The 21,651-nt window shown below is 72.5% G+C and carries 20 protein-coding genes; 9 read left to right on the top strand and 11 right to left on the bottom strand.

Translation table 11 applies throughout. The annotated features are described in order from the left end of the window. Positions 1-23: 23 nt before the first annotated feature. Positions 24-1,415, bottom strand: a complete 1,392-nt coding sequence (locus tag AB6L24_RS21730) for an MFS transporter (RefSeq protein ID WP_405657575.1) — start codon at positions 1,413-1,415, stop codon at positions 24-26. Positions 1,416-1,687: 272 nt separating this feature from the next. Next, positions 1,688-2,017 carry an ArsR/SmtB family transcription factor gene (locus tag AB6L24_RS21725; protein WP_405657574.1) on the bottom strand — a complete coding sequence of 110 codons (330 nt, stop codon included), beginning with the start codon at positions 2,015-2,017 and terminating at the stop codon, positions 1,688-1,690. Positions 2,018-2,175: 158 nt separating this feature from the next. Between AB6L24_RS21725 and AB6L24_RS21720 the strand changes: the two genes are divergently transcribed. Further along, complete coding sequence (locus AB6L24_RS21720; protein ID WP_405657573.1) at positions 2,176-3,687, top strand: MFS transporter; 1,512 nt, start codon at positions 2,176-2,178, stop codon at positions 3,685-3,687. On the opposite strand, the gene AB6L24_RS21715 is transcribed toward AB6L24_RS21720, so the two are convergent. Continuing rightward, entirely contained in the window at positions 3,659-5,176 is a 1,518-nt protein-coding gene (locus AB6L24_RS21715; RefSeq protein WP_405657571.1) for a CehA/McbA family metallohydrolase, read from the bottom strand. The two genes, AB6L24_RS21720 and AB6L24_RS21715, sit on opposite strands and share 29 nt — an antisense overlap. A 272-nt stretch (positions 5,177-5,448) precedes the next feature. Here AB6L24_RS21715 and AB6L24_RS21710 point away from each other — a divergent pair, with 272 nt between their 5' ends. Continuing rightward, positions 5,449-8,055: a bifunctional FO biosynthesis protein CofGH gene (locus AB6L24_RS21710; RefSeq protein ID WP_405657570.1), complete on the top strand. Its 2,607-nt coding sequence runs from the start codon at positions 5,449-5,451 to the stop codon at positions 8,053-8,055. A 312-nt stretch (positions 8,056-8,367) separates the two neighbouring features. Here AB6L24_RS21710 and AB6L24_RS21705 read toward each other — a convergent pair whose 3' ends face one another. Then, on the bottom strand, positions 8,368-9,813 hold the full coding sequence (locus AB6L24_RS21705; protein WP_405657568.1) for an FG-GAP and VCBS repeat-containing protein: 1,446 nt from the start codon (positions 9,811-9,813) through the stop codon (positions 8,368-8,370). A 127-nt stretch (positions 9,814-9,940) separates the two neighbouring features. Further along, positions 9,941-11,026 carry a DUF5937 family protein gene (locus AB6L24_RS21700; RefSeq protein WP_405657566.1) on the bottom strand — a complete coding sequence of 362 codons (1,086 nt, stop codon included), beginning with the start codon at positions 11,024-11,026 and terminating at the stop codon, positions 9,941-9,943. A gap of 448 nt (positions 11,027-11,474) precedes the next feature. Here AB6L24_RS21700 and AB6L24_RS21695 point away from each other — a divergent pair, with 448 nt between their 5' ends. The 4 genes from AB6L24_RS21695 (at position 11,475) to AB6L24_RS21680 (ending at position 15,069) form a co-directional block, all read left to right on the top strand. Continuing rightward, positions 11,475-12,782: an MFS transporter gene (locus AB6L24_RS21695; protein ID WP_405657565.1), complete on the top strand. Its 1,308-nt coding sequence runs from the start codon at positions 11,475-11,477 to the stop codon at positions 12,780-12,782. A gap of 130 nt (positions 12,783-12,912) precedes the next feature. Next, entirely contained in the window at positions 12,913-13,491 is a 579-nt protein-coding gene (locus tag AB6L24_RS21690) for a cupin domain-containing protein (RefSeq protein WP_405657563.1), read from the top strand. Next, positions 13,488-13,886 (top strand): VOC family protein, encoded by a 399-nt coding sequence (locus tag AB6L24_RS21685; protein ID WP_405657561.1) that lies wholly within the window; start codon positions 13,488-13,490, stop codon positions 13,884-13,886. The genes AB6L24_RS21690 and AB6L24_RS21685 overlap by 4 nt, the downstream gene beginning before the upstream one ends. Before the next feature lie 172 nt (positions 13,887-14,058). After that, positions 14,059-15,069 carry a quinone oxidoreductase family protein gene (locus tag AB6L24_RS21680; RefSeq protein WP_405657559.1) on the top strand — a complete coding sequence of 337 codons (1,011 nt, stop codon included), beginning with the start codon at positions 14,059-14,061 and terminating at the stop codon, positions 15,067-15,069. Between the two features lie 16 nt (positions 15,070-15,085). On the opposite strand, the gene AB6L24_RS21675 is transcribed toward AB6L24_RS21680, so the two are convergent. The 4 genes from AB6L24_RS21675 to AB6L24_RS21660 all read right to left on the bottom strand — a co-directional run bounded on the left by AB6L24_RS21675 (position 15,086) and on the right by AB6L24_RS21660 (position 18,215). Beyond that, positions 15,086-15,850, bottom strand: a complete 765-nt coding sequence (locus AB6L24_RS21675) for a polysaccharide deacetylase family protein (protein ID WP_405657558.1) — start codon at positions 15,848-15,850, stop codon at positions 15,086-15,088. Positions 15,851-16,034: 184 nt separating this feature from the next. After that, positions 16,035-17,102: a hypothetical protein gene (locus AB6L24_RS21670; RefSeq protein ID WP_405657557.1), complete on the bottom strand. Its 1,068-nt coding sequence runs from the start codon at positions 17,100-17,102 to the stop codon at positions 16,035-16,037. 55 nt (positions 17,103-17,157) lie between these two features. After that, entirely contained in the window at positions 17,158-17,406 is a 249-nt protein-coding gene (locus AB6L24_RS21665) for a DUF397 domain-containing protein (RefSeq protein WP_405657556.1), read from the bottom strand. Further along, the gene (locus AB6L24_RS21660; RefSeq protein WP_405657555.1) at positions 17,403-18,215 is read right to left on the bottom strand and encodes a helix-turn-helix domain-containing protein; all 813 of its coding nucleotides are present in this window, start codon (positions 18,213-18,215) and stop codon (positions 17,403-17,405) included. Before AB6L24_RS21660 ends, AB6L24_RS21665 begins: the two co-directional genes overlap by 4 nt. Positions 18,216-18,499: 284 nt before the next feature. On the opposite strand from AB6L24_RS21660, the gene AB6L24_RS21655 reads away from it, so the two are divergent. The 3 genes from AB6L24_RS21655 to AB6L24_RS21645 all read left to right on the top strand — a co-directional run bounded on the left by AB6L24_RS21655 (position 18,500) and on the right by AB6L24_RS21645 (position 20,533). Further along, positions 18,500-19,354: a helix-turn-helix domain-containing protein gene (locus tag AB6L24_RS21655; protein ID WP_405657554.1), complete on the top strand. Its 855-nt coding sequence runs from the start codon at positions 18,500-18,502 to the stop codon at positions 19,352-19,354. A gap of 235 nt (positions 19,355-19,589) precedes the next feature. Further along, positions 19,590-20,129, top strand: a complete 540-nt coding sequence (locus AB6L24_RS21650; protein ID WP_405663217.1) for a TetR/AcrR family transcriptional regulator — start codon at positions 19,590-19,592, stop codon at positions 20,127-20,129. Beyond that, positions 20,126-20,533 carry a DUF6069 family protein gene (locus AB6L24_RS21645; protein WP_405657552.1) on the top strand — a complete coding sequence of 136 codons (408 nt, stop codon included), beginning with the start codon at positions 20,126-20,128 and terminating at the stop codon, positions 20,531-20,533. The genes AB6L24_RS21650 and AB6L24_RS21645 overlap by 4 nt, the downstream gene beginning before the upstream one ends. A 201-nt stretch (positions 20,534-20,734) precedes the next feature. On the opposite strand, the gene AB6L24_RS21640 is transcribed toward AB6L24_RS21645, so the two are convergent. After that, complete coding sequence (locus AB6L24_RS21640) at positions 20,735-21,361, bottom strand: class I SAM-dependent methyltransferase (RefSeq protein WP_405657551.1); 627 nt, start codon at positions 21,359-21,361, stop codon at positions 20,735-20,737. Positions 21,362-21,483: 122 nt separating this feature from the next. Next, positions 21,484-21,618: a hypothetical protein gene (locus AB6L24_RS21635; RefSeq protein WP_405657549.1), complete on the bottom strand. Its 135-nt coding sequence runs from the start codon at positions 21,616-21,618 to the stop codon at positions 21,484-21,486. Positions 21,619-21,651 lie beyond the last annotated feature (33 nt).

Here is a 21,651-nt window from a genome sequence, read left to right as displayed (position 1 = left end):
AGTGGTGACTGGTGCGGCGGGGCCTACTCATCGCCGGGGGGAGCTTTCCGGGGCAGGGTCAGGGCCAGGGCCGTCAGTACGTACGGGGTCGCGAAGAGCGCGAACGTCGTGGCGTGGGTGGTCGTGGGGGCCAGGAGGCCGTACGTCGCGTACACCGCCACCGTCGTCAGGTCCGTCGCCGCGCCCGCCAGGGACGTCACCGTCGCCCGGCTCGGGCCCCTGACGGCTGCCTGGAGGCGGGCGTCGGCCAGGACCGTGGTGAGCTGGAAGGCGCAGAAGGCCAGGGCGACGAGGGTGATGCCCGCCGGGAGCGGGAGGCCGTGCGGCGGGAGTGCCGCGCCCGCCGCCAGCGCCACGCCCGCGCCCGCGAGGAGCCCCGCGAGGCCCCCCGCGCCCACACCCCGCACCGCCCCCGCGAGCAGGCTGCCCACCGTCGCCCCCACCCAGATCACGAGCAGCCACCACGGCACCTCCGCGTCACCCGCCCCCGCCTCCCGCACGAGCAGCGGCGTGTACTCGTCCAGCGCGCCCCACACCGCCGTCACGGCGGGTACGAGCAGCAGCGCCCCGCGCACCGCCCGGTCGCCCCTGGCCTCGGCGACACCGGCCCGCAGGGCACCCCACCAGCCCGCACCGCCGGCCTCGGCCCCGGCGTCGCCTCCGAGTTCGGCGCTGCCTCCGAGTCTGGCTTCGCCTCCGAGTCTGGCTTCGCCTCCGACTCTGGCTTCGCCTCCGACTCTGGCTTCGCCTCCGACTCTGGCTTCGCCTCCGACTCTGGCTTCGCCTCCGACTCTGGCTTCGCCTCCGACTCCGGCTTCGCCCCCGACTCCGGCTTCGCCCCCGACTCCGGCCTCGGACCCGACTCCGGCCTCGGACCCGACACCGGCGTCGCCCCCGACACCGGCGTCGACCTCGCCCCCACCCCCCGCCCCCCGATGCTCCGGCAACCCCCAAGCCACCCCCGCCGTCAGCACGCACGCCGTCACGCTTGCCGCGCCCACCAGGCCGTATCCGCCCGCCGCCAGGGCCGGGCCCGCCAGGGCCGTCGCCGTCATCACGCCCGCGAGGGAGGCAGCGCGGGCGCGGCCCATGACTCGGGCGTAGCTGTCCGCCGCGTCCAGGTGCGCCAACTCCTCGTACACGAGGGCCTCCAGGGCGCCGGAGCCGAAGGCCCCTTTCGCGCCCCACAGCGCGAAGCCGAGGGCGAAAGTCCAGTACGAGGGGGCGAGGACCCACAGGGCGAAGCCCGTGGCGGTGAGGAGGGGACCGGTCCACAGGAGCAGGCGGCGCGAGACCGCGTCGGCCAGGGCGCCGGAGGGGACTTCCAGGAGGATGCCGGTCAGGGACCAGAGGACGAAGAGGGACGAGATCTGCGTGACGGAGAGGTCCGCGTCGCTGAACAGGAGCGCGTACACGGGATAGAGCAGGACGCAGTCGTCCAGGAAGGAGTAGCCGTACAGCGTGGCCGCCAGTCGGCGGCGGGCCGCAAGGCGGGCGCGGGCCGCGGGGCGGCGGCCGCGTGAGGTGACGCTCGTGGATCAATGTCGTCGGCTCATGCCTCGATGGTAGGCACACACCCCACGCCGAGGGAACCCGATTCGGCGGCGCCGGCCACGGAACCCGATCAGACGGCGCCGGAATCCGATCAGGCGGCGCCGGAACCCGATCAGATGGCGCCGGAACCCGGTCAGACGGCGCCGGAATCCTTCCGCGCCCCCGCCAGCACCGCGTCCAGCAACCCCGGATACCGCGCGTCCAGGTCCTCACGGCGCAGCGACAGCAGGTTCTCCCGGCCGGACGGCTCCTGCCGGATCACACCGCTCTCGCGCAGCACCCGCCAGTGGTGCGTCATCGTCGACTTCGACGGGGCGCCGAGGGTGTTGAGGACGCTGGTGCAGTTGTGGTCGCCGCCGGTCTCGTCGAGGAGCCGGACGACGGACAGCCGCAGCGGGTTGCCGAGGGCGGTCAGGACGCCGTCGACCCGGATCTGGTCCCGCTCGGGGTGGCGGTAGCTCATGGCGTCAACGGTACCTCTGTACGGCTACATACGGACTTTCTCCGTCGCCCGCCCCTTGCCGCGCACGGCGATCGTACGTAAGGATGCGTACGGTTAAGAGTACGTAAGAACACGTACAGTCGTACGGAAGCGTTCTGAGCACCCGAAAGGGCACCCTCGTGTCTGACAAGCGCCGTCCAGGCCTGATCCTCGTTCTGCTCGCCCTCGCCCAACTGATCTACTCCCTCGACCTGAACATCGTCTTCGTCGCACTCCCCGAGATCGGCTCCGACCTCGGATTCCCGGGCCAGACCCAGCAGTTGGTGGTCAGCGCCTACGTCGTCCTCGCGGGCGGCTTCCTGCTGCTCGGCGGGCGTGCGGCCGATCTGCTCGGGCGCCGCCGGATGTTCGTGCTCGCCCTCGTCCTGTACGGCCTCTCGTCCCTCGCGGGCGGCCTCGCGGACAGCGCGGGCGTCATCGTGGCGGCCCGCGCGGTCCAGGGCGTCGGCGGCGCGCTGCTGCTGCCCGCCACCCTGTCGCTGATCGGCGCCCTCTTCGAGGAGGGGCCGCGGCGCAACCGCGCGCTCGCCGTGTGGGGCGGGGCGGGCGCCAGCGGCCTGACCCTCGGCGCGCTGCTCGGCGGCGTCCTCACCGAACACTTCGGCTGGCCCGCCGTGTTCTTCGTGAACGTCCCCCTCGCCGGCCTCGTCGCCCTCGCCGCGCTGTACGTGATCCCGCGCGACGCGGCCCGCACCGAGCGCCGCCGCTTCGACCTGCCGGGCGCCCTCAGCGTCACCGGCGGCTCCACGCTCCTGGTCTTCGCCCTCGTCGAGGGGCCCGAACTGGGCTGGAGCGACCCGCTGGTGACCGGCGCGCTCGTCCTCGCGGCCGTCCTCGTCGCCGTCTTCCTGGCCGTCGAGGCCCGCAGCGTCGACCCGTTGATGCCCTTCCGGCTCTTCCGCAACCGCAGCCTCACCGTCGGCGCGAGCGTCACGTTCGTCTACATGGCGACCTTCGGCGTCCTGCCGTACTTCCTGACGGTCCTGCTGCAGAGCGTGCACGGCTACAGCGCCCTGCAGACCGGCCTCGCCTTCCTCGTCCCGTCCGTCGCCATCGCCGCGGGCACGCAGCTCGGCGAACGCCTCGCCACCCGCACCGGCACCCGCGCCACGCTCCTCACGGGCTTCGCGTCCGGCGCCGCGGGCACCGCCGTGCTCGCGCTCGGCTTCGACGCGGACGCCGGGTACGGGCTGCTCGCGCCCGGGCTCGTCCTCTCCGGCCTCGGCCAGGGCGTCGTCTGGACGGCCATGTGGATCGCCGCCGCCACCGGTACGCCCGCGCGGGAACAGGGCGTCGCCAACGGCATCGCGTCCACGGCCCTCAACATCGGCAACGCCATCGGGCTCGCGGTGTTCACGGTGGTCGCCGAGACCGGCACGGAGGGCAGGACGGGCGCGGCGCTTCGGGCGGCGACGGCGGACGGCGGCTTCGTCGTGGTGCTGCTCACGGCGGCGGGCATGGTGGCGGGCCTGGCCCTCACTCTCGCCCTGCCGCGCTCCCGGGCGGCCCGCACGGTGGACGGGGGAGCGGGGGCGACCCCGGCCGCGGCCGAAGGCCCCGAGACCGCCGCGACGAGCGCGACGACAGTCGCCCCCGCGACGCTCAACGCCCCAGGAAAATCGGGTTCGTGAGCGCCTTCATCGGCCCCGGGAGCGGCGGCGTCACCGCCGGCCCCCGGACCTCCGCGCGGACGTACGCCGCGTACGAGGCAGTCGTGCGCCACTCGGCGGACCCCGTCCCCGACTCGGGAATCACCGGGCTGGTGAACAGCACACCCTGGTCCGTGATGAACCGGACGGTGCAGCCGGGCACGCCCTTCACGTCGAGCCGGACCGTCACCGGGTCGTCGGCGTCGACGCGCAGCCGCCCGCCGATGCCCGCGTGCCGCCCCTTGCCGCCGGACGCACCGAAGGTCAGCTCGATGGCCTTGGACTCCGTGAGGTAGGAGCGGCCCGCGCGGATGCCCTCCTGGATGGCCTCGCGGGTCAGGTCGTCGGCGAGGACGACGGTCTGCGGGCGGCCGACGGGGTCGGGGTCGCGGTGGGCGTCGCTGTTGCCCATCGCCGGGGTCCAGCGGCGGCCGCCCCGCGCGGCGGCGACGAGCGCGTTGTCCCACTCGGAGATCGCCACCTCGTCCTCCGGCGAGAACGCGCCGTTCCACACCTCGACCGCGTCGGCCTCGCCGAAGCCGAACTTCCAGTTGCAGCCGACGCAGGTGGCGTGCGGGTGGGCGGGCACGACGAGGCCGCCGGAGCGGCGGATGTGGCGGGCGTAGTGGCCGAAGCGGTTGTCGCGGGCGCGGTAGCGCCAGTCGACGAAGGTGCCGGGGTCGGTGCCGAGGGCGAGGACGTGGCCGTTGCGGGTGGTGATCTCCTCGCCGAGCAGGACCAGCAGGTCGTCACCGGCGACCTCGGACCAGTGGGCGTGCGCGGAGTGGGTGTTGTGCTCGGAGGAGTTGATGAAGTCGAGCCCGGCGGCACGGGCGAGCGCGCCGATCTCGGCGGGCGTGCGGCGGCCGTCGGAGTACCAGGTGTGCAGATGGCAGTCGCCCCGGTACCAGGCGCGGCCGCGCCCCTTGGCGCGCTCCGGCGGGTACTTCGGCTTCGGCGTGCTCCCGGGCGCCCCGTACGTGAGGGTGATGGTCACCTCGTACGGCAGGCCCTGCGGGGCCACGGTGTAGGGCCCGAGGGCGATGTTCCAGGTCCCGGCGCGCACGGGCCCCGGGATGTAGCCGGGCGTCGCGTCGTCGGCCCGGATGAAGAACTCCGTGCGCGCCCCGCCCGACCAGCCACGGAACCCCTTGCCGCCGAGGGCCGTGCCGCGCTCGTCGAAGATGCCGATGTCGAGGGCGTTGCCGACGGTCCCGGGCGGCACCGTCACCCGCTCGTAGGCGTACGAGACGTGGATCTGCTGGACCCCGCGCGGGATCTCGACCGGCAGATACACGAAGTCGGGCGAGCCGGTGGGCAGCGTGCCCTTGACCGTCTTCGTCTCCTTGCCGGTCCGCCGTTCCTCGGCGCCGGCGCTGCTGGCGAAGGTCACACTGCCCAACGTAAGGGCGGTGGCCGCCCCCGTCACGAGCAGCGCGCGTCTGTTCAGGTGGCTTTCGTCCTCGCACATGCTGCGGCTCCCCAGGGATCGGCGTCGACGGCGTCGAGCGGTGCCCGACGGTGACTGCGTGGCGCGGGTGGTGCGTGCAACTCTGGTATTGAGCCGTGAACTCCCTTGTAAGGGAAGAGGGTCGGGGGGTTGCGCGCAGTCGTCGGGACGGGCTGTGGGGGTGGGGCCGGGGTGGCGGCCCCACCCCGGTCCCACCCCGGCCCCGCGCGGTGCCCCGGTGTTCCGGCCACCGGCCCCACTGCCTGTCGGATGTCGCTCGTATGCTCGGTGGCATGACCAACAGCGCCCCGCAGGATCCCGACCGGGCAGCGGCCCGGCCCACCGCCAACGCCATGCGGCGGGCGCTCCGCCGAGCCAGGGACGGGGTCGCCCTCGACGTGGCGGAGGCGGCGGTGCTGCTGCGGGCGCGGGGGGCGGACCTGGAGGACCTGTCCGCGTCGGCGGGGCGGGTGCGGGACGCGGGGCTCGCGGCCGAGGGGCGCGCGGGCGTCATCACGTACTCGAAGAGCGTGTTCATACCGCTGACGCGGCTGTGCAGGGACAAGTGCCACTACTGCACCTTCGTGACCGTCCCCGGGAAGCTGCGCCGGGACGGGCACGGGATGTTCATGTCGCCGGACGAGGTGCTCGACATCGCGCGCCGGGGTGCCGACCTTGGCTGCAAGGAAGCCCTCATCACGCTCGGCGACAAGCCGGAGGACCGCTGGCCCGAGGCCAGGGAGTGGCTGGAGGCGGCGGGGTACGACGACACGATCGCGTACGTACGGGCCATCTCCATCCGGATCCTGGAGGAGACCGGACTCCTTCCGCACCTCAACCCCGGGGTCATGAGCTGGACCGACTTCCAGCGGCTCAAGCCCGTCGCGCCCAGCATGGGCATGATGCTGGAGACGACGGCGGAGCGGCTGTGGAGCGAGCCGGGCGGGCCGCACCACGGCTCCCCGGACAAGGAACCGGCGGTCCGCCTGCGGGTCCTTGAGGACGCGGGGCGCTCGTCCGTGCCGTTCACCAGCGGGCTGCTCATCGGCATCGGGGAGACGTACGAGGAGCGGGCCGAGTCGCTGTTCGCGCTGCGCAGGGTGGCCCGGTCCTACCACGGCGTGCAGGAGCTGATCATCCAGAACTTCCGCGCCAAGCCGGACACGGCGATGCGCGGGATGCCGGACGCCGAGATGGACGAGCTGGTGGCCACGGTCGCCGTGGCCCGGCACATCATGGGCCCCTCCGGCTGCATCCAGGCTCCGCCGAACCTCGTCGACGGGGAGTACGGACGCCTCATCCGCGCCGGGATCGACGACTGGGGCGGGGTCTCGCCGATCACCATCGACCACGTCAACCCCGAGAAGCCCTGGCCGCGGATCGAGGAGCTGGCCGCGCGGTCCGAGGAGGAGGGCTTCCGGCTCGCGGAACGGCTGTGCGTGTACCCGGAGTTCGTACGGCGCGGCGAGCCGTGGCTCGACCCCCGGCTCCTTCCGCACGTGCGGGCGCTCGCCGACCCGGAGACGGGCCTCGCCGACCCCGACGCCCCCGTGCGCGGCCTGCCCTGGCAGGAGCCCGACGAGGGGTACGTGGCCTCATCGGGCCGGACCGACCTGCACCGCACCATCGACACGACCGGCCGCACCACCGACCGACGCGACGACTTCGACGAGGTGTACGGCGACTGGGAGGCGCTGCGCGAGCAGGCCGCACCCGGCATGGTGCCCTCCCGCATCGACGGCGACGTCCGCGCCGCCCTCGCCACGGCCGCCGACGACCCGACGAAGCTCACCGACGACGAGGCCCTCGCCCTGCTGCACGCCGACGGGCCCGCCCTCGACGCCCTCTGCTCCGTCGCCGACGACGTCCGCAAGTCCGTCGTCGGCGACGACGTCACGTACATCGTCACGCGGAACATCAACTTCACGAACGTCTGCTACACCGGCTGCCGCTTCTGCGCCTTCGCGCAGCGCCGCACCGACGCCGACGCCTACACCCTCTCCCTGGACCAGGTCGCCGACCGCGCCGCGCAGGCCTGGGACGTCGGCGCGGTCGAGGTGTGCATGCAGGGCGGCATCCACCCGGACCTGCCCGGCACGGCGTACTTCGACATCGCGCGCGCCGTGAAGGAGCGCGTGCCCGGCATCCACGTGCACGCCTTCTCGCCGATGGAGGTCGTCAACGGCGCGACACGCACGGGGCTCTCGATACGTGAGTGGCTGAGCCGCGCCAAGGAGTCGGGCCTCGACTCCATCCCCGGCACGGCCGCCGAGATCCTCGACGACGAGGTCCGCTGGATCCTCACGAAGGGCAAGCTGCCGGCCGCGACGTGGATCGAGGTCGTGAAGACGGCCCACGATCTTGGCCTGCGCTCCTCCTCCACCATGATGTACGGCCACGTGGACCAGCCGCGGCACTGGCTCGGGCACTTCCGTACGCTCGCCTCGATCCAGCAGGAGACCGGCGGCTTCACGGAGTTCGTGACGCTCCCCTTCATCCACACCAACGCGCCCGTGTACCTGGCCGGGATCGCCCGCCCCGGCCCCACCACCCGCGACAACCGCGCGGTGACGGCCATGGCCCGCCTCCTGCTCCACCCGCACATCCCCAACATCCAGACCAGCTGGGTGAAGCTCGGGGCGGAGGGGGCCGCGGAGATGCTGCGCTCCGGGGCGAACGACCTCGGCGGCACGCTGATGGAGGAGACCATCTCCCGGATGGCGGGCTCCAGTTACGGCTCCTACCGGTCCGTCGCCGACCTCGTCTCCATCGCGGAGGCGGCGGGGCGGCCGTCGCGGCCTCGGACGACGCTGTACGGGGAGGTCCCCGAGGAGCGGGTGCGCGCGGCGGCGGCGTCGGACGGGCATCTGCCGGAGCTGTTGCCGGTGCTGGACGTGTAGGTCGGGCGGGGGCGCCTGGATCCGCGAGGGCTGGGTGTCCCGTTCGGGTGGGACAGTCCTCCCCCGTACCGGCGCTCCGCGCCTCGTCCTCAATCGCCGGACGGGCTCTCTCCCACCCACCCGCCCCCACCATGCGTGCGATCGGGCAGTCGGCACCTTCAGGCCCGCCCCGCACCCTTCAGACTGCCCCGGCTGTATTTCAGCCCGTCCGGCGTTTGAGGACGAGGCGCGGAGCGCCGATAGCGGGGGAGGACTGTCCCACCCGCCACGGGACACCCACCCCCGGGGTCCAGGGGCGCCCCGCCAGGAACCTCAGCCCCGACCCACGTCCTGGCCGAACGTCGCCTTCACCTCCGGCGCCCCCAACCCCTTGGGCCCGAAGGACACGACCCCCGTCGCGGTGAGCCCGCCCCGCGCCCCGGGGAACACCCAGGCAGCCCCGGAGTCCCGGTACGTCCCGTCCTCACCGTGCGCGGTGACGGTCAGATCGGCCCGCCCGTCCCCGTCCACGTCGGACAGCAACACCCGGTGCCCGAACCGGTCCTTGGCCTCGGAGGCCCCCGGTACCCCCGGCTTCGACTGGTCGAAGGCCTGCGCCCCGGCCCCGCTCAGCCCGGCCCGGGCCCCCTTGAGCAGCACGAAGGCCCCGGCGTCGGCGACCTTCGCGGAGCCACTGCCGATGTCCTCGTTCGGCACGCCCACGGCGACATCGGCGTACCCGTCCCCGTTCACGTCCCCCGCACTGATGTCGGCCCCGAACTGGTCCCCGGTCTCCCCGACCCCGGGCACCCCCGCCGAGTCCTGAGTGATCTTCGCGGTGCGCCCGGCACCGGGCCCGTCCTTGCTGCCGTAGTCGACGCGGACGGTGCCCTTGTCGCTTTCGTTGTCGTCGTTGTTGGAGCCGTTGTCGCGGGTGACGAAGTCCCCGTACCCGTCCCCGTCGACGTCGGCGATCGCCCCGCCCAGCGAGGACTTGAGCTTCGTGGTGTCCTGGCTGAGCCCGTCCTTCGTGCCCTTCCAGACCCGGCTCGGGTACGCCGACTCCTCGAAGCCGTGGCTGGTGACGAGGTCGTCGACGCCGTCACCGGTCACGTCACCGGGGATCAGGTCGATGGGCCCGAAGGTCTGCCCGGTGTGGACGGCCTCCTGCCGCGCGGGCTCGCCCCCGCGCGTGAACGGCCCGTACGACAGGGTCATCCCGGCCCGGTCGTCCTCGTTCTCGGGGAAGTCGTGCGAGACGAGGTCCCGGTGGCCGTCGCCGTCGAAGTCCCCGGTGCCGAACCCGGCGGAGGTGGCGGGCAGTTCCGCGGCCCCCGCCCCGGTGAGCCCGTTCCGCGACCCCCACAGCACGAGCAGCTTGTCCCCGTACCCGCTGCCCACGACCAGATCGGTGAACCCGTCCCCGTCCAGGTCCCCGACGCTCACCTGCGACCCGAAGTTCCCGTCCTGGGTGATCTCGCCCGGCACCCCGGCGGTCCCGCGATCGATGATCGTCGGGTGCGCCGGGTCGGGGCCGTCCTTGGAGCCGTGGACGACGGTGACGTACCCGGCGTTGGTCTTGCCGCCGAGGGTGGCGTACGGGGCGGAGATCGCGAGGTCGGCGTAGCCGTCGTGGTCGAAGTCGGTGAGCGGGGTGCGGGGCGGGACGGGGGCGGCGGGCGCGGCGACGGCGGTGCCGCTCGCCGCGAGGGGCACGGCGAGCGCGGCGGCGGCCGTCGCGGCGGTGATCGCGAGGGCGGTCCTGAGGGAGCGTCGCACTGGTCCTCCTGTGACGGTGGGGGTTCCTGTGGGGGACGGGGGCTGCCACCTGAGGAGACGTGCGGGGCGAAGGGACGGTTGTACGGGGGTGAAGTCGCGGTGTACGGCGGGGCGTTCGTCGGCTCGGTCAGCGCAGTACGGCCGCCAGCAGATCGCTCCCCAGGGCCGTCAGGTCGGGCAGCTTGAGGGTGTAACGGACGTAACGGCCGTCCCGCTCGGTCGTGAGCAGCCCGGCGCGGCGCAGCACGGCCAGGTGCCGGGAGACCTCGGGCGGCGAGAGCTCCCAGGCGTGGGCCAGCTCGCGGGTGGTGTGCGGGCCGCGCGCGAGGGTGCGGAGGAGTCGGAGTCGTACGGGATGGGAGAGCGCCTCCAGGCGCAGGGTGACCGTCTCCAGGGACACCGGCTCCGCCGGGCCCGGCTCGGCGACGGGGTACTGCACCACCGGCTGCCACCCGGGCGCGTGCACCACGACCAGGTGCGGGCGGTTGAAGACACTCGGGATGAAGGTGACGCCACCGCCCTGGGCGGAGGTCGCCTTGTCCTGGAGCTTGTCCACGACGACGCAGTCCCCGTCCGGCGCGAGCGCGACCGCGCCGGACACCGACGCGAGGGCCGCGCCGAGGCCCTGGCGCCGCCGCAGGTCGTTCTTGAGGCGCAGGTCGGTGGCGAGGCGCACGGCTGCGCCCGCCCAGGCGGCGTCGAAGAAGGCGTCGGCGCACAGTTCGAGGGTGTGGCGCACCCGTGCCCGTACGGCGGCGGGGTCCGCGAGCAGCCGTTCCGCGAACGCCTCCTGGCGGGGGCCGCGTGCCTGCGCCAGGTCCAGCGCCCGCTCGCGCGCGGAGGCGTCGGTGAGCGGTGACGGGGCGGCGAGGTGGGCGCGGTTGCCGCCGCACGTGGTGATGAGCGCGGCCGTCACGTACGCCTCGTCGTCGATCAGGTCCACGTCGTCCAGCTCCTCGGCGAGGGTCCGCCGGGGGCGTGCGGGCAGCAGGAAGTCGGCCTGCGAGGACCGCCACAGGAACTCCGCCTCCCGCAACCGCTCGGCCGGCTCCTGGGCCAGGCCCGCCCATACGTCCGCTGCCCAGTCCGCGAGGTGCGGATGGTGCTCCGGCTCCGCCAGGACGTGCAGCATCGCGGTCAGTTCGGCGAGGGGGGAGGCGGCGAAGCGGAGGCCCTCCGGGGGGAGGCCGCTGATGTCGATGCGCAGCGTCATGGCGACATCATCGCTGGCCGGCTGGCCGGGCGGGGGTGGGTGTCCCGTGGCGGGTGGGACGGTCCTCCCCCGCAATCGGCGCTTCGCGCCTCGTCCTCAAGCGCCGGACGGGCTTTCTCCCACCCGCCCGCCCTCACCTGTTCGTTCGGTCGGGCAGAGGGCACCTTCAGGCCCGTCCCGCAGCGCCTCTCCGGCTCGCCCCCGGGGACGTGGTTTTCAGCCCGTCCGGCGTTTGAGGACGAGGCGCGGAGCGCCGATCGGGGGTGACCCCGGCCCACCCGAAGGGAACACCCACCCGGGGCCCAGGGGCGAAGCCCCGGTTTCGGGAAGGGGCGGGACTGGGGAAAGCCCCGCAGGGCCTACCCGGCCAGACACCCCCACTCCCGCCGATTGACGGTGTCCGTCAACCCACGGGCAGGGACCGGCGCCCCACCGCACCGTTGCCGCCATGCCAACCACCACCAAGACCCGCCCCCAAGCCCTGCTCAGAGCCTCCGGCGGCCCCCGCTACGCCACGGCCCTGGCCGTGGACTCCCTCGGCACCGGCCTCCTGCGCCCCTTCCTCCTCCTCTACGGAGTGACGGTCCTCGACCTGTCCGCCCCGGCCACCGGCATGGCCATGACGGCCGGCATCGTCGTGGGCCTGGGCTGCATGCCCGCGGTGGGCCACTGGCTGGACCGCGGTGCCCGCAGCGCGGTCGTGGCGGCGTCGATGCTGGTGCGAGCGGCGGGCGTGGTGCTGCTCCTGGCCACCCCGACGGGGCACGTCTGGCTGTTCGGGGCGGCCGCACTGGTCCTCGGCGTCGGCAACCAGGCCTGGCCCCCGGCCCACGCGGCGCTCGTGGCGACGGTGGCCCACGGCCGCGAACGGGACGCGGCACTCGCGGCGGGCCGGGCGCTGCGCAACGCCGGGATGGGGGTGGGGGCGCTCGTCGCGACGGCGTGCCTGGCGGGCGGGGCGGGGGCGTTGCAGGTGCTGGCGGGGCTGACGGGGGCGGCGTACCTGTGCGCGGCGGGGCTGGCGTGGTCGGTACGGGTGGATGCACGGGTGGATGCACGGGTGTCGGCCGGGAACGCCGGAGGCGAGGGCTACGGGAAGGTCGAACGCGAGGCCAACGCCGGACGCGGAGGCCAGCGCCACGGGGACGTCGGCCCCGAAGACACCACAGACACCACCCCCACCCCCCGCCTGCGCAAACTCCTCACCGCCAACATCATCTACGTCTTCTGCCTCAACGTCCCCGAAATAGCCCTCCCCTTGGTCCTGGTGACCCAACTCAACGCCTCCCCGGCCTGGTCGGCACTCATCTTCGTGGCCAACACGGTCCTCGTGGTCACCCTCCAGGTCCCCGTCACGGTTCTGATGTCCCGCCGCTTCACCCGGCGGACCGTCCTGGCCCTTGCCGGAGTCGTACTCACCGTGTCGTACGCGGGTTTCCTCGCGGCCACATCGCTGGGAGGCGGCTGGGGCGCCCCGGCCGTCGCCGCGGTGTCGGTGGTCTGCACGCTCGGCGAGATCGTGTACGCGGGCAGCGCCACCGCGCTCGTCACGGCGCTCGCCCCGCCCCACGCCCTGGGCCGCACGCTCGCCCGCTTCGAACTCTCCACGGGCTTCGGCCTGGCGGTCTCCCCGGCGGTGATCACCGCGCTGGCCCCGCACGGCCCGACGGCGCTGTGGGGAAGCCTGGCGGCGGCGACGCTGGTGTCCGCGTCGGCGGTGGCGACGGATCGAGACCTGACGCGAGAACCGACCTGAGAACCGCCCCGAGAGCTGACCCGAGAACCGCCCCGAGAGTTGACGCGAGAACCGACCCAAGAATTGACCCACAATTCAGCCTCTAGAATGACCTGTCCCAACGGTCACTCCGACGCATAGAGTCATGGTCATGAACACGGACAAGAACGCGAACGAGACCACGACCACCAGCGGAAACGCCCTCCTGACCCGCAGCGCGGAGGCCGAGACCTGCGCCGACCCGAGCAGCGTCATGACCCTGCTCGGCGAGTCGTCCGGCGCCGCCGGCTTCACGAGCTACCGGTCGACCTTCACGACGGGCGCGGTGGGCGCGCCGGCCCACTTCCACACCAAGGCGACGGAACTCTTCTTCGTCATCAGCGGCTCGCTCCAGGTCCTCGTGGGCGAGGAGATCACCGTCCTGAACGCGGGCGACTTCCTGGCGGTGCCGCCGCACACCCCGCACGCCTTCGCCGCGGCCCCCGGCTGCGAGGCGGACGTCATGTTCGTGTTCACGCCGGGCATGGACCGCTTCGACTACCTGCGTCTGCTCGGCCGGGTGCTGCGCGGCGAGGCGGACCCGAAGGAGATCGCGGAGTCGTCGGAGCGCTTCGACAACCACTACGTGGACAGCCCGGTGTGGCGCGCGGCGCTGGAGTCGGCGAAGACGGCGGCCGCGAAGACGGCGGACGCCGACTCCGAGGCCAAGAAGGCGGAGGCCGCGAAGTGATCACCCCCACCACCCACATCCGCGTGGCCCGCCCCTCCCGCGACATCGCGGCCGCCGAACGCTTCTACGTGGACGGCCTCGGCCTCGACGTCCTGTGGCGGACCACCGAGCGCGTCTCCGGCAAGCACGACCTGATCATGGTCGGCCCGCGCGGCGGCGGCTGGCACTTCGAGCTGACGAACGACCCCGAGGCCCCGCTGGACCCGACCCCGACGGTGGACGACCTGTTCGTGGTCTACCTCGGGGCCCCGGTGGACGAGGAGTTGGTGACCCGCCTGACGAGCAACGGCGGAACCCGCGTGGCCGCGCACAACCCTTACTGGGACGAGTACGGGGTGACGGTCGAGGACCCGGACGGCTACCGCCTGGTCCTGTGCGAACGCACCTGGGGCTAGGGCCTGTCCGGCCCGGCCGCCCGGTTTCCCGCTACGGCGCGGAGACCGGCGTGTTCTGCAAGCCTCGTACCTCAAGCGAGCTTGAGGTCAAGGGCGCCTCGGCGCGACGGCGAACGGGAATCGGATCGCCAGCAACGGGGTTGGTGGGGGGACGAGCCGACATTGGAGGGTCATGCGAGCGATTCAGGTGTACGAAGTGGGCGGTCCCGAGGTGCTGCGGGAGGCCGAGGTGGACCAGCCGCGGCCGGGTCCGGGCGAGGCGGTCGTGGAGGTCGCCGCGTCCGGGGTCAACTTCCTCGACGTCTACCACCGCGAGGGCCGGTACAGCCTCCCGCTGCCCTTCACCCCGGGCACCGAGGGCGCCGGCACGGTCGTCGAGGTCGGACCCGGCGTCGTTGACGTCGCGGTCGGGGACCGGGTCGGTTGGGCGGAGATTCCCGGCACGTATGCCGAGCGGGCCGTCGTGGACTCCTCCCGGCTGGTGCCGCTGCCCGACGACATCGGCTTCGAGACAGCCGCCGCCGTGCTCCTCCAAGGCATGACCGCGCACTATCTCGTCAAGGACGCCTACCCGGTTCAGGCGGGCGACACGGTGCTCGTGCATGCGGCCGCCGGTGGCATGGGGCTGCTTCTGACCCAGCTCATCACCCATCTCGGCGCCAGGGTGATCGGCACGACGTCGACCGCGGCGAAGGCCGAGCAGGCGAAGCGTGCCGGGGCCGCCGAGGTGATCGTTTCCTCCGCGGTCGACGATCTCGCAGCCGAGGTGAGGCGGCTCAACGGCGGTCAGGGACTGCCGGTCGTCTTCGACGGCGTCGGCGCGCACACCTTCGACGCGAGCCTCGCCAGCCTGCGAACCCGCGGCCGTCTCGTGCTCTTCGGCGCGGCAAGTGGTGCGGTGCCGCCCTTCGACCCCATGCGGCTCGCCCAGGGCGGTTCGCTGACCCTCATCCGGCCCAGCCTCGGGGACTTCATCGCCGATCGGTCCGAACTGCTCCGACGGGCCGCCGATGTGTTCGGGTGGGTGCGCTCCAAGGCGCTCGAGGTCACCGTGACGGGCCGCTACGCACTGTCCGAGGCCGCCCGGGCCCACAGCGATCTGGAGGCTCGGCGCACCACCGGCAAGCTGCTCGTCGTACCCGGTGCGGCCGCCGTGGGACGCCGCGAGGAGACGCAGAGCTGATCGCTCGGCGGAACACCTAGCGCACCGGGAACCCGAAGGAGTACCCCTGCTGCTTCAGCCAGGGCAGCAGCCGCCGCAGCGCCTCGACGGTCTGGGCGCGGTCACCGCCCGCGTCGTGGAAGAGGATCGTCGGGCCGTTGGCCACCTCCTTCTGGACCGTGGAGACGATGGCGTTCGTGCCGGGGAGTTCGAAGTCCTTGCTGTCCACGTTCCAGCCGAGGGGGCGCATGCCGCGGGAGGCGGCGAGCTTGCGGCTGTCAGGGGTGAAGGCGCCGCCGGGGGCCCGGTAGTACATCGGCCGGACGCCCCCGGACGCCTTGGTGATCATGCGCTCGGCGTCGAGGATCTGCTTCGAGCGGTAGGCGGCGGACTCCTTGTCCATGGCGGTGTTGTGCGACACCGAGTGGTCGCAGAGCCGGTGCCCGGCGGCGACGACCTTCTTGACGAGGTCGGGGTGGGCCTGGGCCTGCGTGCCCACCATGCAGAACGTGGCCTTCACCTCGTACTGCCGCAGCAGGTCCAGCATCTGTGGGGTCCACTTGGGGTCGGGGCCGTCGTCGATGGTGATGTTCACGCCGCGCTTGCCTGCGTCGGAGGCGTGCACGATGGTGTCCTCGACCGGCTTCACGGCACTGCTCGGCGTGCTCGGCTTCGGCGTCGGCTCGTCCGCGTCCCCGGCCTGCGCGGTCCACACGGACGCCCCGGTGGCGAGCATCATCACCCCGAGCGCAGCCCCGATGACCTTGCCGTACCAGCCCCGCCCGCCGCTGTGCCGTGCCATGTCCGCCCCTTTGCGAAGTCCCTCAGTGCGCCCCGGCCGCTCCCCGGCCACCAGGCAGGATGAGGCGGATGGGCCGGGGGATCCGTCTGTTACGGATCACGGACAATTCCGGGGAGGTACGCGGACAACTCGCGACGAACGCAGGCCGGAACCGTACTGGTTGGCTCGATCGGGCTGCTGCCGGTCACTGCATCTGTTCGGTGTGGGGGTGCTCGGGCGCCTTCGGGCAGACGTACAGCTGCTGCTTGTAGCCGCTGCCGATCTGGACCCGGGTGGGCTCACGGGGGTCGAAGTGGCCGACGCCGGTGGGCGGTTCCGCGCCCTGGTTCTCGTACGGGAACCACGTGCCGGTCGAGCGGTCGCCCTCGAACGTGGCGATGGTCAGGAGCGCGTCCATGTCGCTGCCGCAGTCGGGGCAGGGCCGAGGGCTGGGGTCGGTGGCACCCCAGGAGGGCCAGCCGCCGACCTTCCAGCCGGGTGCGACGGACAGCGCGCCCCAGTAGAACTCCTCCGGGCAGGACGCGTAGGAGCTGTCGAGCCCCGCACCGGCCGCCTCCCACAGGCCCCAGTTCCCCACCTGCTCCCGCAGTTCCTTGCTCAACTCCATGGTGCTCGGGTACTCGACGACCTGCTCCGGGGCGAGCAGACACGGCTCGGGCAGATAGCCGTCGAACTGCACCGCGGGCGGCTCCGGGGGCGTGGCGAGCACGTCCGTGACCGAGGCCGCCGACCGCCAGAACAGCGCCGTCCTTGGCATGATCGGGTGGTCGAAGGGGCACCACAGGACCTGGAGCAGGTCCGCTCCCTCCGGCGCGCGCAGATCAGGGATGTCCCGTACGTAGAGCTGCGCGACGGGCAGCATCGCCATAGAACCGTCGTACGGCCGCACCGCCACGCTGAGCGGAAGCTCCCTGGGGGGACGTATCCGCTCCAGGGTCTCCCGCTCCTCCGGAGTCAGGCTCCTGCCGCGCGCGGCGGCGTGGATCCGCCTCTCCAGCCGCAGGTCCCCCGGCGACAGGGCCAGGTTCATGCCGTCCACCTCATGCGGGCCCTCGCAGTGCGGCCACGGCTCGTCGGCGGGCCACAGCAGCGGTCCGCCGACCGAACTGTCGCGCGGCGAGGGCGCCCCCGGGCGGGGGTGCAGCCGGGTCGCCGTGCGGGCCAGCGGGGCCAGTTGGGGAAAGACGGCGGCGACGTCGACCGGCCGCGGGGGAGTGGTGGGGGTGCCAGGGCTGGCAGGAGTGGCGTTCATGGGTCGCGATCCTGCCAGCAGCCTGTGACAACGGGGCGTGTGGCCTCGGCGGTGATCAGGACGGCGTGGTGAACCCGAGGAAGTCCGCCCAGGCGGTGCCGGTGACGGTCAGGTGGGCGGCGCCCTTGTTCTTGGAGTCGCGTATGTGGACGGTGGCGTGGGTGGTGGCTATTGCGACTTCGACGCAGTCGGCGTCGTCGTTGCCGCTGTAGCTGCTCTTGCGCCACTGCATGGCGACCTCAACGCACGCAGGCCCGTCGTTGCCGCTGTAGCTGCTCTTGAACCACTTCAGGTCTGATGTCATGTCTCTACTCTCAGGACTTTCTCGATGAAGGCCAGCGAATGTCGGGGGGAGAGAGCCTGCGCCCGGATCATGCCGTAGCGCATTTCCAGGATTTGAACGTCCTGGGGAGCGCTGATCACTCGGTCGTGCAGCTGGGCCTCGACGTGCCCGAGCGTCTTTCCGTCCCGGAACTTCAGCAGCTGGAACGAGCCCATCATGGCCGCGTGGTCCTCCTGGTCCAGGGGCATGACCTGAATCGAGACGTGCCGCAACTGACCCATCTCCAACAGGTGTTCGAGCTGCTTCCGCAGCACCATTCTGCCCCCGATGGGTCGCCGTAGTGCCGCCTCTTCCTGGACGAAGGTGATCTCCGGGCGGGGCACGCGGTCGAAGACGGCCTTCCGTGCCATGCGGGCGGCAACGAGTCGCTCGACCTCGTCCTCTGTGTAGGCGGGCCGCCGCATCGCGTACAACGCCCCCGCGTACTCCGGCGTTTGCAGAAGCCCCTGGACGTGAAGGCTGGTGTACTCGCCCAGCTCCACCGCCACCGCCTCCAACTTGGCCAAGTCCCGAACATTCTTCGGGTACCGCGCCTCCTCCACATCCCGCTTCATCGCCGAGATCTTCCCGCCCGCCCCCAACGCCTCGTCCGCGTTGTCGAGGAACTCCGGCTTGGGGATCCGCCGCCCCCGCTCCACCGAGGACACCATCTCCTCGCCGTACCCGATGGCCGCGCCGAGTTCGGACCGGCGCATGCCCGCGGCCTCGCGCCACGCCCTGATCTGGCGGCCCACCGCCTTGAGCACCGCCGCGGCTTCCTCGTCCTCCATGAGGCCCACCTTCCGCGCTGAGTGATGAGACGTCGCACCGGGTCCTGGCCGTCCGCGACCCGGTCGGGCCCGACGCCAAAAGAAAAAAGAACCGGGGAAATTACCTACCCAACCCCACCAGCCCCGTCGCTCACTCTCGCGAGTGAAAACGGCCAACTCCACTGGCATATACGGCAGTCGATGGTGCAGCGTCAGCGGCGACAACCCAAGACATGAAACGGCCCTCGCCGGGACTGGCATCCCAGTGCGAGGGCCTGTTCACCAAGGAAGCAGAACCCTTCCTGATGACTGCACAGCAGCCTAGCGCGCCCACGCGCGCGCAGTCCGGCGCTTCCGCCGGACGTGTCAGCGCCGGACTCCATCACGTCACCGAGCGCCACCCCGACCGCTTCACCGTGGTCGGAAACCACCTCGCCCAGCACCACGAGCTGTCCCTCACGGCGATCGGCTTGGCCGTCCACATCCAGTCGCTGCCCGCCGGATCGCGGATCGGGGTGAAGGTGCTCGCCCAGCGCTTCCCCGAGGGCGAGATGCGCATCGCCGCCGCCCTGCGGGAGTTGGAGGCCCACGGCTACCTCGCCCGCACCAAGGAACGCCTCGCATCCGGCCGCATCGTCACGCGCACGGTTTCGTACAACATGCCGCAGGCGTACGTCCGCTCACAGGCGCCGATGCCGCAGCCGACGCCAGCCGCGACACCGGCCCCCGCCCTGGCCCCCGTACCCCCGGCGCGACCGGCCCCCGAACCGGCCCCCCAACCGGCACCCCCAGCCAACCCCACCGCCATCACCCTCCTCACGAGCCTCCGCGCCCACGACCCCCGCCTCCTCCTCGCCGAGGGCGACGTGCACCGCCTCGCCCCCGCCGTCACCGCCTGGCTGGCGCGCGGAGTGCCACCCGCCGTCGTACGGCACGCGCTCACCAGCGACCTCCCGCAGGACCCGCTCCGCCGCCCGGCCGCCCTCCTCGCGCACCGGCTCACGGAGCGGATGCCGCCACCCTTGCCCGAGGGGGCGGAGCCACGGGAGGCGGCCGCCAGACCCCTGCCGATGCAGACCTGCGACGGGTGCGAACGGGCCTTCCGGGGGGAGCGGCCGGGGCGGTGCAGGGACTGCCGCCCGAGCCGGGCGGCGGCGTAGGCGCGCCGGGAAACGAACGGAGTGAGTCCTCACTCATTGACGGAGTGAGGACTCACTCCGTACTCTCGGAGTCATGACAGCACCCAGGCAGAACCAGACGGGCCAGTCGAACCAGACGAGCCAGACGAGCCAGATGAGTCAGATGAGTCAGATGAGTCAGACGAGCCAGGCGGGCCAGGCGGGCCAGGCCGCCCGCCGCCGCGCCCCCGCCATGTCGCCGGAGCGGCGCCGCGAAATGATCATCCAGACCGCGATCCCGCTGATCGCCGAGTACGGGGCGGCCGTGACGACCGCGAAGATCGCTCGCGCGGCGGGCATCGGGGAGGGCACGATCTTCCGGGTCTTCGCCGACAAGGACGAACTGCTCCAGGCGTGCGTGGCCGAGGCGCTGTCCCCCGAGCACGCGGTCCGCGAGCTCGACGCGATCGACGCGTCCCAGCCGCTGCCCGACCGGCTCGCGGAGGCGGCCGAGGCGCTGCAGGCGCACCTGTCCAGGATGGGCGCGATCCTCGGCTCCCTGGGGCACGGCGGCGGCAAGCACCCCGGCACGGTGCGCGGCGCGGGCCGCGAGGAGTCGATGACGCGTGTCCGCGCGGCCCTCGTGGACCTCCTTGAGCCGGACAAGTCCGCGCTGCGCAGGCCGCCGGAGCAGATCGCGGCGCTCTTCTTCGGGCTGCTCTTCACCCAGCCGCGCACGGAGGACGAGCCCGACCTGACGCCGCAGGAACTGGTGGAGGTCTTCCTGTACGGGGCGGTCTCGGCGGACGCCAAGTGAGCACGGGCCGCAGGCGCCTGGGTGTGACGGCCTTGGCGGTCCTCGCCCCCGTCCTGGTGTGGCTGGTCGCGGACCCACTGCTGGGACACCGGTCGCGGATCGCCGACGGCGGGGAAACCCTCGACATCGGAGCCGTGCCCGTGGCGGCCGTCGCCCTGCTCGCATCGCTCGCCGGCTGGGGGCTCCTCGCCACCCTGGAACGCTTCGCGCCGCACCGCGCCCGCGCCCTCTGGACCGGGGCGGCCTGCGCCGGACTCGCCGTGTCCTTCCTGCCGTTCATCGGCGACGGCATGGACGGCGGCACCCGCACGACCCTCGCCCTGATGCACCTGGCGGTGGCGGCGGTCCTCATCCCCGGCCTCGCCGCCAGACCCTCCCGGTCCGGAGGCCCGGACGTGGCGTGACGGACCCTCACGAGGGTGTACGATCAATGCGTAACTTCGGTGCAGCGCACGGAAGTCACGCGTCTGTGGTCCAAGGAAAGACGCCCATCATCCGATGGGAAATGTAGGTGCAAGGCCTGCCGGGCGCTCCAGCAGAACGAAGGCCCCCTCGTCAGCGACGAGGGGGCCTTCGTCGTACCCGGGGGCGCCCCCACCCCGCACCTAAGCGACCGCTCGAACCAGCATGGTCCCTACCTGCCGCCCCGCCGGAGGTGCGATCACATCCGCCCGAACATCCCTGAACCCGTGACGGTGCAGCAAGTCGGCCCACTCCCCGGGAGAGTGATCGTGTCGGACCGCGGCCTTGCCCGACGCAATCTGCTGCGCTCCGGGCGGTAGTTGGGAGAACGCGAGGACGCCGCCCGGGACGAGCCGCGCACGGATCAGCGGCAGCAGCACAGGTGGGGCGACGAACCACACGGCGCCGAAGATCGAACACACGAAGTCGTAGCGGTCGCCGGACCGACTCAAGTGCTCGGTCGCCTCCGCCGTGCGGAACTCGAGCCCGGGAAGATGCCCCCATCGCTCCCGCGCCGTCCGCTCGCGGCTCGGCGCCACGTCCACGCCGACGCAGCGCGCCCCGAGCGTGGCCAGATGGGCGAGGTTGCCACCGGCACCGGAACCGAGTTCCAGAACCTCCCGACCAGCCACGTCACCCAGGACGCCTTCGTCCGGCCCATGGTCCGGATACTGCGTCCAGTTCAGCCACGTCGATGCCCCCTGGGCGTTCACGGCTCTGCGGGGGGACCTGCCGTCGGCGAACCGGTCCCATACGTCGGCAAGCGTCATCCCATGGTCCTTTCGAGCCGGAAGGCCCACCCTCAGGTTCGAGGCCGGGCCTGATCGCCGCACGGCTCTACTTCCCGCTCTCGCCACTGTTCGGTGAGTCGGTGCAGCCGGCGTAGCACTGGTTACGTGAACTGGTGGAACGGGATCGTGTCCAGCATGAAGGAGTGGACACCCTTGTCCACCTCCTTGGACGGGCCGATGAGGGTGTCGGGGTTCTCTCCCGCCGTCACGAAGTACGCGATCGTCTGGCCGAACACCCTCTCCGCTTTGTCCCGCCGGTCTCCTGGTCG

It is taken from the genome of Streptomyces sp. RK9 (assembly GCF_045070545.1).
Lineage (GTDB): Bacteria > Actinomycetota > Actinomycetes > Streptomycetales > Streptomycetaceae > Streptomyces > Streptomyces alboflavus.
Note: the sequence above shows the minus strand (reverse complement) of the source record. Positions and strands in the feature narration are given on the sequence as shown.